At 47.9% G+C, this 8824-nt stretch carries 9 protein-coding genes and 1 pseudogene; 9 read left to right on the top strand and 1 reads right to left on the bottom strand.

Features of this window, described 5'->3' with window-relative positions; all coding sequences use genetic code 11:
• The 9 genes from atpA to ABYP73_RS08740 form a co-directional block, all read left to right on the top strand.
• A partial coding sequence (gene atpA, locus ABYP73_RS08780; protein ID WP_372974068.1) for a F0F1 ATP synthase subunit alpha occupies nt 1-1336 on the top strand: 1336 nt, incomplete at its 5' end.
• Between the two features lie 19 nt (nt 1337-1355).
• Complete coding sequence (gene atpG, locus ABYP73_RS08775; protein ID WP_372945440.1) at nt 1356-2216, top strand: ATP synthase F1 subunit gamma; 861 nt, start codon at nt 1356-1358, stop codon at nt 2214-2216.
• A 133-nt stretch (nt 2217-2349) separates the two neighbouring features.
• Nucleotides 2350-2853, top strand: coding sequence for a hypothetical protein (locus ABYP73_RS08770; protein ID WP_372974067.1), 504 nt, complete (start codon nt 2350-2352; stop codon nt 2851-2853).
• A 55-nt stretch (nt 2854-2908) separates the two neighbouring features.
• Nucleotides 2909-4375, top strand: coding sequence for a lipopolysaccharide biosynthesis protein (locus ABYP73_RS08765; protein WP_372974066.1), 1467 nt, complete (start codon nt 2909-2911; stop codon nt 4373-4375).
• A complete protein-coding gene (gene dut / locus ABYP73_RS08760; protein ID WP_372945437.1) occupies nt 4365-4799 on the top strand; it encodes a dUTP diphosphatase in 435 nt (144 codons plus the stop codon). The genes ABYP73_RS08765 and dut overlap by 11 nt, the downstream gene beginning before the upstream one ends.
• Before the next feature lie 33 nt (nt 4800-4832).
• Complete coding sequence (locus tag ABYP73_RS08755; protein WP_372974065.1) at nt 4833-5747, top strand: tetratricopeptide repeat protein; 915 nt, start codon at nt 4833-4835, stop codon at nt 5745-5747.
• Nucleotides 5748-5760: 13 nt separating this feature from the next.
• On the top strand, nt 5761-6537 hold the full coding sequence (locus tag ABYP73_RS08750; RefSeq protein ID WP_372974064.1) for a DUF4292 domain-containing protein: 777 nt from the start codon (nt 5761-5763) through the stop codon (nt 6535-6537).
• 1 nt (nt 6538) lies between these two features.
• Nucleotides 6539-7768 carry a murein hydrolase activator EnvC gene (locus tag ABYP73_RS08745; protein ID WP_372974063.1) on the top strand — a complete coding sequence of 410 codons (1230 nt, stop codon included), beginning with the start codon at nt 6539-6541 and terminating at the stop codon, nt 7766-7768.
• A 12-nt stretch (nt 7769-7780) separates the two neighbouring features.
• Nucleotides 7781-8617 carry an aldo/keto reductase gene (locus ABYP73_RS08740; protein WP_372974062.1) on the top strand — a complete coding sequence of 279 codons (837 nt, stop codon included), beginning with the start codon at nt 7781-7783 and terminating at the stop codon, nt 8615-8617.
• 15 nt (nt 8618-8632) lie between these two features.
• Here ABYP73_RS08740 and ABYP73_RS08735 read toward each other — a convergent pair.
• Nucleotides 8633-8824: pseudogene (locus tag ABYP73_RS08735) on the bottom strand (acyl-CoA thioesterase); the annotation flags it as partial.

Below are 8824 nucleotides of genomic sequence, written 5' to 3'. Positions count from 1 at the left end.
GATCAAGGAGGGTACAACCGTTAAAAGGACCCAACGAATCGCGTCCATCAATGTTGGGGAAGGAATCGTTGGACGGGTTGTGGATACCCTGGGTAACCCTATTGACGGTAAAGGCCCGATCAGCGGAAAGACCTATGAGATGCCCCTGGAGCGAAAGGCGCCCGGTGTGATCTTCCGCCAGCCCGTAAATGAGCCTTTGCAGACGGGTGTGAAGGCGATTGATGCCATGATCCCAATCGGTCGCGGACAAAGGGAGCTCGTGATCGGTGACCGCCAGACGGGTAAAACGACCGTTTGTGTGGATACCATCATCAACCAAAAGGAATTTTACGATGCAGGGGAACCTGTTTATTGTATCTATGTGGCCATAGGGCAAAAAGCCTCAACCGTGGCTAACATTGCAAAGACATTAGAAGATAAAGGGGCACTGGCCTATACCACTATCGTTGCCGCTAACGCTTCGGACCCTGCTCCCATGCAGGTGTACGCGCCTTTTGCTGGTGCCGCCATTGGGGAGTATTTCAGGGATAGCGGACGTCCGGCCCTGATCATTTACGACGATCTTTCAAAACAAGCAGTAGCTTACCGTGAGGTATCTCTCCTGCTCAGGCGTCCACCTGGAAGGGAAGCGTATCCCGGTGACGTTTTCTACCTCCACTCCAGGTTGCTGGAGCGAGCTGCGAAGATCATCAATGACGATGCCATCGCCAAGAATATGAATGACCTCCCGGAAGTACTTAAGCCTATGGTAAAAGGAGGCGGATCCCTTACAGCTCTTCCGGTTATCGAGACTCAGGCAGGTGACGTATCTGCTTATATTCCAACCAACGTGATCTCCATTACGGATGGCCAGATCTTCCTGGAGCAGGATCTGTTTAACCAGGGGGTAAGGCCGGCGATTAACGTGGGTATCTCTGTATCAAGGGTTGGAGGATCTGCACAGATCAAATCCATGAAGAAGGTGGCCGGGACACTCAAACTCGACCAGGCACAGTTCCGCGAACTGGAGGCTTTCGCCAAATTTGGATCGGACCTCGATGCGGCAACCCTGAATGTGATCGAGAAAGGTAGGAGGAATGTGGAGATCCTGAAGCAAGCTCAAAACGATCCGTTTACTGTGGAAGATCAGGTAGCTATCATCTTTGCAGGCTCCAAAAACCTCCTCAGGGATGTGCCGGTAGAGAAGGTAAAACAATTTGAACAGGATTACCTCGAAATACTGAATGCGAAGCACAGGGATGTGCTTGATACGTTGAAAGCAGGTAAACTTACAGATGAGGTTACCGAAACCTTGACCGCAGTGTGTAAGGATCTGGTCAAGAAGTACAAGGGGTAATTCAGCAGTAGATTAGATTATGGCGAACCTAAAGGAAATACGGAACAGAATAGCATCGGTATCCTCAACCATGCAGATCACGAGTGCCATGAAGATGGTATCGGCTGCCAAATTGAAAAAGGCACAGGATGCGATTACCGCCATGCGACCGTATGCCGATAAACTCACTGAACTCCTTCAGAATCTGAGCGGGAGCCTGGATTCTGACACAGGAAGTTCATTTGCCGAAGAAAGACCTGTGAAGAAGGTCCTTGTTGTCTCTATCACCTCAAACAGAGGTCTGTGTGGTGCGTTTAATTCGAATGTGATCAAGGAATGTATCTCCCTGAAAGAAAACACCTTTGTCGAACAGGAAGTACACTTCATGACCGTGGGAAAAAAAGGATTTGATCTCCTTAAAAAGAAGAACAAGGTTGTTGGTGATCACAGCAAGGTCTTCGATGACCTTACGTTCGACCATGTGGCACAAATTGCAGAAGAGCTCATGGAGCATTTCGTAAGTGGTTCCTATGACAAGATCGTGCTGGTCTACAACAAATTCAAGAATGCGGCAACACAGATCCTGATGACGGAGCAATTCCTGCCTATAGTCCCTGAATCTTCTGAAAACAGGAGTTCAACAGACTATATTTTTGAGCCGGAAAAAGAAAAGATCGTCATGGAACTGATCCCAAAATCCCTTAAAACTCAGTTGTACAAAGCCGTGAGGGATTCTTTTGCCAGTGAGCACGGAGCCCGAATGACTGCCATGCACAAGGCCACCGATAATGCCTCAGAATTGAGGGACCAGTTAAAGCTTACCTATAACAAAGCACGACAGGCTGCCATTACCAATGAAATCCTGGAGATCGTAGGCGGTGCCGAAGCTTTGAACGGATAAATATTGTATTATTTTACAGCAAATAACCCCGGCTCTGCCCGGGGTTTCTTTTTTCCGCCCTCCGGATTACCTACTTTTGGCATTACTATTGAGTACCCTGTCAACAAAGACCTGTATTATGAATAAAATGCCTTTGTATACCTTTATTCTCATCTTAGGGTTGTTCGGTTGCTCCTCCCAGAAGAAGCTGGTGGAGCAGGCCCCATTTGTGGTAGAGGGTCCTACCTGCCAGGAATATGCCGCCGGAAGACCTGAAGGAGGCTCAGGATTAATACTAAGAATCCCTTTGGAAACTTTGCCTTCCCGGATACAGTTTGGAAAAGTCTATTTCAGAGGCAGGGTTTTGACACCTCAGCTTGAGACAGAAAATGGAAGTTCGGTGTTGATTTGTAAGTTCGAGAGGGAAGAAGCAATTGTTCAGAAGGATATCATTATGCATGCAGATCCGATGGAAGAGGTAGGCAATCAACCTCCCGTAATGCTGAAGGAAAAAGAGGAGGATTTTCCATTTGAGCTGAATAGTGACGAGGCGGTGTTAGAATACAAATTGGAAGGAAAACGTAAATCCCGTTTTGTCAAAATCATCGGGATAAAGGAAAAAACGCCTCTGATATATCCATCGAGACCTCAAAACTAACTTTGCAGGCAGACGCTAATTGTCTAAATTTAGACTTTACCTAACATTCCTGCGGTTGAGTCTTTTTCAGAAGTTATTCAAGCAAACCTTTATTTACGGATTGGCCACGGTCTTACCCAGGATGTTATCATTCATCCTTGTGCCCTTGTACACAAAGGTGATGCCGACGGGGGCCTATGGGGAAGTCACATTGATCTTCGCATGGTTTGCCATCTTTAACGTAGTGCTCGCCTACGGGATGGAAACAGCCTTCTTCAGATTCTTCAACAGCGAAGAAAAGCCCACCCGAGTAACTTCTACAGCTCTGATCTCCGTCGGGGCGACCACCGCGGTCTTTACTGTATTTGCCTTTGCCATAAGGGAACAAATGGCTGTTTGGCTCAATATAGATCCGCAGTATATCAAGTATGTAATCTTTATCCTGGCCCTCGATGCCCTGGCTATCATACCTTTTGCCATGTTGCGGGCGATGCAAAAACCCCGGCGTTATGCAGTGATCAAGATCCTGAATGTGGCGGTCAATCTCAGCCTAAATGTTTTCTTTCTGCTGTTTTTACCCGGATTGTCGGAGGGGAATCCCGAAGGTATATTCAGCGCGATCTACGTGCCGGATTTTCAGATCTCCTATATCTTTATTTCAAACCTCATAGCCAGCGCACTGACTCTGGCCCTGATGTTTCCCAGCTATCGATTGCGCAACTATACCTTTGACAGGGTACTGTGGTCTAAAATGATACGGTATGGTCTTCCTGTGATGATTGCAGGGATTGCTTTTACCATCAATGAGGTTTTCGACCGGATCATGCTCTCAGAACTCCTGCCTGCGTCGATTGCCAAGAGTGAGATCGGGAAATATTCTGCCTGTTACAAGATCGCCCTGTTCATGACCTTGTTCGCCACGGCCTTCAGGCTGGGCATCGAACCCTTCTTTTTCAGTCATTCCAGGTCCGAAAACCCGCAGAAGGCTTACGCACAGATCACGAATTACTTTGTCGTACTGGGGAGTGTGATCCTCCTTGCGGTCGTAGTGTATGCAGACCCGTTGAAAGTACTTATCGTGAGGAATTCTGATTACTGGGAAGCGATGCCGGTCGTACCCATTATCATCCTGGCAAGTTTTTGCCTGGGGATTTACCACAATCTCTCCGTATGGTACAAAGTGACAGACCGGACGCGTTTCGGGGCCTATATCTCCATAGCCGGCGCTGTGATCACCATTGTCATCAATTACCTGTTCATCCCGTCCATAGGATATTATGCATCTGCCTATGCTACCCTTGCCGCCTATGCGAGCATGATGTCACTCTCCTATTACTTGGGAAAGAGGTATTATCCTATCCCGTACAATTTCCGGAAGATCTGTTTCTACCTGGGCATATCCATACTTTTCTCTGCCCTGTCGTTCTACGTTTTTAATCGGGATATCCTGATCGGATCCGTTTTCCTTTTAGTATTTTTACTCCTGGTTTACAGGATGGAACACGAATTCCTGAGAAGAATATTTATACGCAATGAAGATTAAGATCATCAACACGTCACGTCACCCACTCCCCGGGTATGAGACTGAGTCCTCGGCCGGGATGGATCTCAGGGCAAACCTGGAACAACCGGTTCGCCTGGAGCCCCTGGAGAGAAAGGTGATCAAAACAGGACTGTTCCTGGAAATACCTCAGGGATACGAAGCCCAGGTCAGGCCAAGAAGTGGTCTGGCAGCCAGACACGGGATTACGGTGCTCAATACTCCGGGGACCATAGATGCAGATTACAGGGGTGAAATTGGCGTGATTCTTGTTAATCTGTCCCAGGAAGCCTTTGTCATCGAAGATGGAGAACGGATTGCGCAATTGGTTATAGCCAGGCATGAGCGCGCCGATTGGGAAGAGGTCGGGGAATTATCCCGCACAAGTCGTGGTGCAGGTGGCTTTGGAAGCACCGGGACCCGCTGACCTTCACAGAGGAAGGATAGAATCACTACTGCTATGAAACGGGTTAAACTCATCAGGATATTATTGTTCTTGGCTTTATTCCTGCCCTTGTTCGGTAGTGCCCAGGAGGAGGAAAGTGCTGAAGTGTTTCTTGAGGAGTACACGGATGAATTCCAGGAATATTTCTTTGAGGCCCTGAAGCAAAAAGGAATAGAGAACTACGATAAGGCGATCAATGCCTTGCTGAAGTGTAAGGAAATGGATCCTGACAGCCCCGTAATCGACCATGAACTGGCGAAAACCTACCGGCTTAACAACCAGTTGGGAGTGGCGCAGGAGTTCGCTCTGGAGGCCTTGAGAAAGCAACCGGGAAATCTGTGGTATCTGGTCACTTATTTGGAGTTGGTGGGATCTCGTTCTCTGGATCTGGATGTATTAAAGAGGCAACTACCCTTTGAGAGCAGCCAGTTAAAGGAAAATCTCGCAGGACTACTTGTGGAAAAGGGGAAATTCGACATGGCTTCCCGCTTGCTGAAGCAACTCGATAAGAGTGAGATTAAGACGCGCCTGGAGGCGAAGATTGCAGATTCTCTTGCCCGGCAGGACAACATTACCACCCCTGAACCCGTTGATGGGGAAGAAGAGGAGGTTAACCCCTATCAGAAAGCAGTTCACAGATTACAGGACTTGCTGGAAAAGGCCGAATTCGGGAAGTTGGAGGCGGAATCTACAGAGGCTTTGGAGGCCTATCCCCTGCAACCCTTTTTCTATTACAGCAGGGGAGCTGCGCTCAATGGACTCGGTCAGTATAAGTCGGCTGAAGAGTATCTGCTCATGGGACTCGACTTCATTGCCAATGATGAGGAATTGATGAATAAAATTTACAAAGAACTGGCCACGACATACCGGGGAATGGGAGATCCCGGCAAGGCAAATATGTATCTTAGCAGGATTAAGAATGGATCTTAAAAAGAAGAGGCTTATGTTCAGATTTGCTACGAAGGCAGGATATGTACTGCTGCTTTTCGTGGCCTTGTCTTCTTGTAAATCGGCAAAGCTGTTGACAGACAAGACGTTTGATGAAAACCTTCCCGCCAGGACCGTCATCAGGAATCATTACAGGAACCAGGTCGATTTTCGAACGCTAACCGGCAAACTACGGATCGCATACTCCGATGGGGAATCGAGCCAGACGCTCGGGGTAAGCCTGAGGATGGAGAAAGACAAAGCTATCTGGCTGAGTGCTCCTCTGGGCGTTGTCAAGGCAATGATCACTCCCGGGCGCGTTTCTTTCTACAACAAATTAGAAAACAATTATTTCGACGGCAGTTTTGAATATCTGAGCAAGTTGCTGGGAACCGAACTGGATTTTAAAAAGGTACAAAACCTGTTACTCGGAGAAGCCTTATACGATCTCAGGGATGAGAAATACCAAGTTTCGGTGAATTCGTCTACATACGAACTGAAACCGGTAAAGACCCTGGATCTTTTTAAAACGTTTTTCACGGTGCATCCGGGCAACTTCAGACTGGCTTCTCAGCAGATCTCACAGCCGCTTCAAAGGAGGCTTCTGGAAATCAGGTATAAGGACTATCAGGAAAAGAGCAATAAAATAGTCCCGAACAATGTGGGAATCCTGGCCATTGATAACGATCAGCGGAATGTGATCGATATTGAATATCGCAATATCGAATTCAACACCAAGGTCAGCTTTCCTTACAAGATCCCGAGTGGATATGAAAAGATTGTGTTGAACTGAAATGAAGAAGCTTTTCGGATACCCGCGTATTGTATTCTTGGCCCTGGTGCTGCTTGCCCTTCCTTCTGCCTGGGCACAGACCAATGAACAAAAGGCCCTGGAAGCCAAAAGAGCGCAACTTCAGAGGGAGATCAGCGAGATGAATCGTTTGCTCTTCGCGGAACGAAAGCAAAGGGGCACGGTGCTGGATCAGCTGGAACTTCTGGATCAAAAGATCAACGTGCGACAGCAGTTGATCAGGGTCACCAACCAGCAATCGAATCTGCTGAGCAGGCAGATCAATGCGAATATCAGGAACATAGCCAAATTGCGGGAAGACCTGGAAATCCTGAAGGACGAATACGCTCATATGATCCAGAAGTCGTACCGCAACCGGTCACAGCAGAGCAGGCTGATGTTCCTTCTTTCCTCCCAGAGCTTTTATCAGGCTTTTAAACGACTTCAATACCTGAAGCAGTACACCCAGTACAGGAAAGAGCAGGGCTTGCAAATTGCGCAGAAAACAGATGATCTGATTGCACTGAACAATGAACTCACCCAGCAGCGGAAGGAAAAGGAGAGTTTGATCGCGGAAAACAAGGCTGCACGGAAAGAGCTTTTTGAGGAGATCGAGGAACAAAAAGGATTGCTGAAGACTATCCGGCAGAATGAGAGCAATTACGCAGCGGCCATCAATAGAAAAAAGGCTGAGGCCAGGAAGATCGATGAACAGATAGAAAGACTGATCCGAAGTGCGATCGCAGCCTCGAATAAGGAAGCGGGAAATGCTTCGAATGCCAGCAAATTTGTCCTGACTCCGGAAGCGGCGATCATCGCCAACAATTTCTCCGCGAATAAGGGGAGGCTCATATGGCCGGTCGAAAAAGGGATCAAGAGGCAGGGCTTTGGTATCTATAGCGATGCCGTATATCCCGGGATCAAACACCAGAACAACGGGGTCATCATCGCCACTGAAGAAGGGGCAAAGGCCAGGGCCGTATTCGAAGGGGAAGTGATAGCTATTCTTGCCGTCCCCGGCGGGGGTAAGGGCGTACAGGTAAAACACGGTAACTACATCAGCACCTATTACAACCTCGCCAACCTCTATGTAAAAAAAGGAGACAAAGTGGCCGCCAAAGAAGAGTTGGGTGAGATCTACACCAACAGGCTCAATGGTCTTACCCAATTGAAGTTTTACCTTTACCGGGATGCAACCCGACTGAACCCGGAGGAGTGGATCTACCAATTGTAAATAATCTGGAGCATGAACCATATCACCGACATCAAGGGAGGATTTACACTGAATAATGGGGTGAAGATGCCCTATTTTGGTCTGGGAGTTTACCTCTCAAAGGAGGGCCAGGAGGTGATCAATGCAGTTAAATGGGCCTTGGAAGAAGGGTACAGGCATATAGATACGGCTTCTATTTACGGTAATGAAGCCGGAGTAGGTGAGGGAATCAGGGAAAGCGGAGTTCCCAGGGAGGAGGTTTTTCTGGTCAGCAAGGTTTGGAACTCCGACCAGGGGTATGACTCCGCCATCAAAGCGTTTGAAGCTAGCCTCGAGCGCCTCGGCACGGATTATCTGGATCTGTACCTCATCCATTGGCCGGTGAAAGGTAAGTACAGGGAAACATGGAGGGCTTTGGAAACCCTGTATAATGAAAAACGTGTGAAGGCCATAGGGGTGAGCAATTTCCTGTCGCATCATCTCGAGGACCTGTTAGACCAAGCTTCGATTGTTCCTATGGTAAATCAAATGGAATTCCATCCATACCTTGTTCAGAAGGACCTCCTGGGTTTTTGCAAAGAGAAGGATATTCAGTACGAGGCCTGGTCCCCGTTGATGCAGGGAAATGTATTTGAAGTGGAATTATTGAAGGAGTTAGCGAAGAAATACCAGAAGTCAATTGCGCAGATCGTTCTGCGATGGGATCTTCAAAAGGGAGTGATAACCATCCCAAAATCTTCGAAAAGAAATCGGATTGCCGAGAATGCATCCATTTTTGACTTTTCACTTTCTGAAGATGATATATCCAGGTTAGACAAATTGGACCGACATCAAAGATTTGGCCCAGACCCGGATACATTCGATTTCTAGTAGCTCTGCAATTCCCTAGTCTATAAAAAGGGCCTTTAATTCTGTGGCCTCGTGAGGTTTCATCTTCCCGGCGAGGACCAGGCTCAGTTGTTTCCTTCTCAGGGCCCCGTCAAACCTTAATTTTTCCAGCTCAGTTTCGGGCTCAATTGGAGGTACTACAGTAGGTTTTCCGGTTTCATCGACAGCCACGAATGTATAAATGGCCTC

The sequence above is a fragment of the Muriicola sp. genome (assembly GCF_041567615.1).
In the GTDB taxonomy this organism is placed as follows: Bacteria; Bacteroidota; Bacteroidia; order Flavobacteriales; family Flavobacteriaceae; genus Muriicola.
Note: the sequence above shows the minus strand (reverse complement) of the source record. Positions and strands in the feature narration are given on the sequence as shown.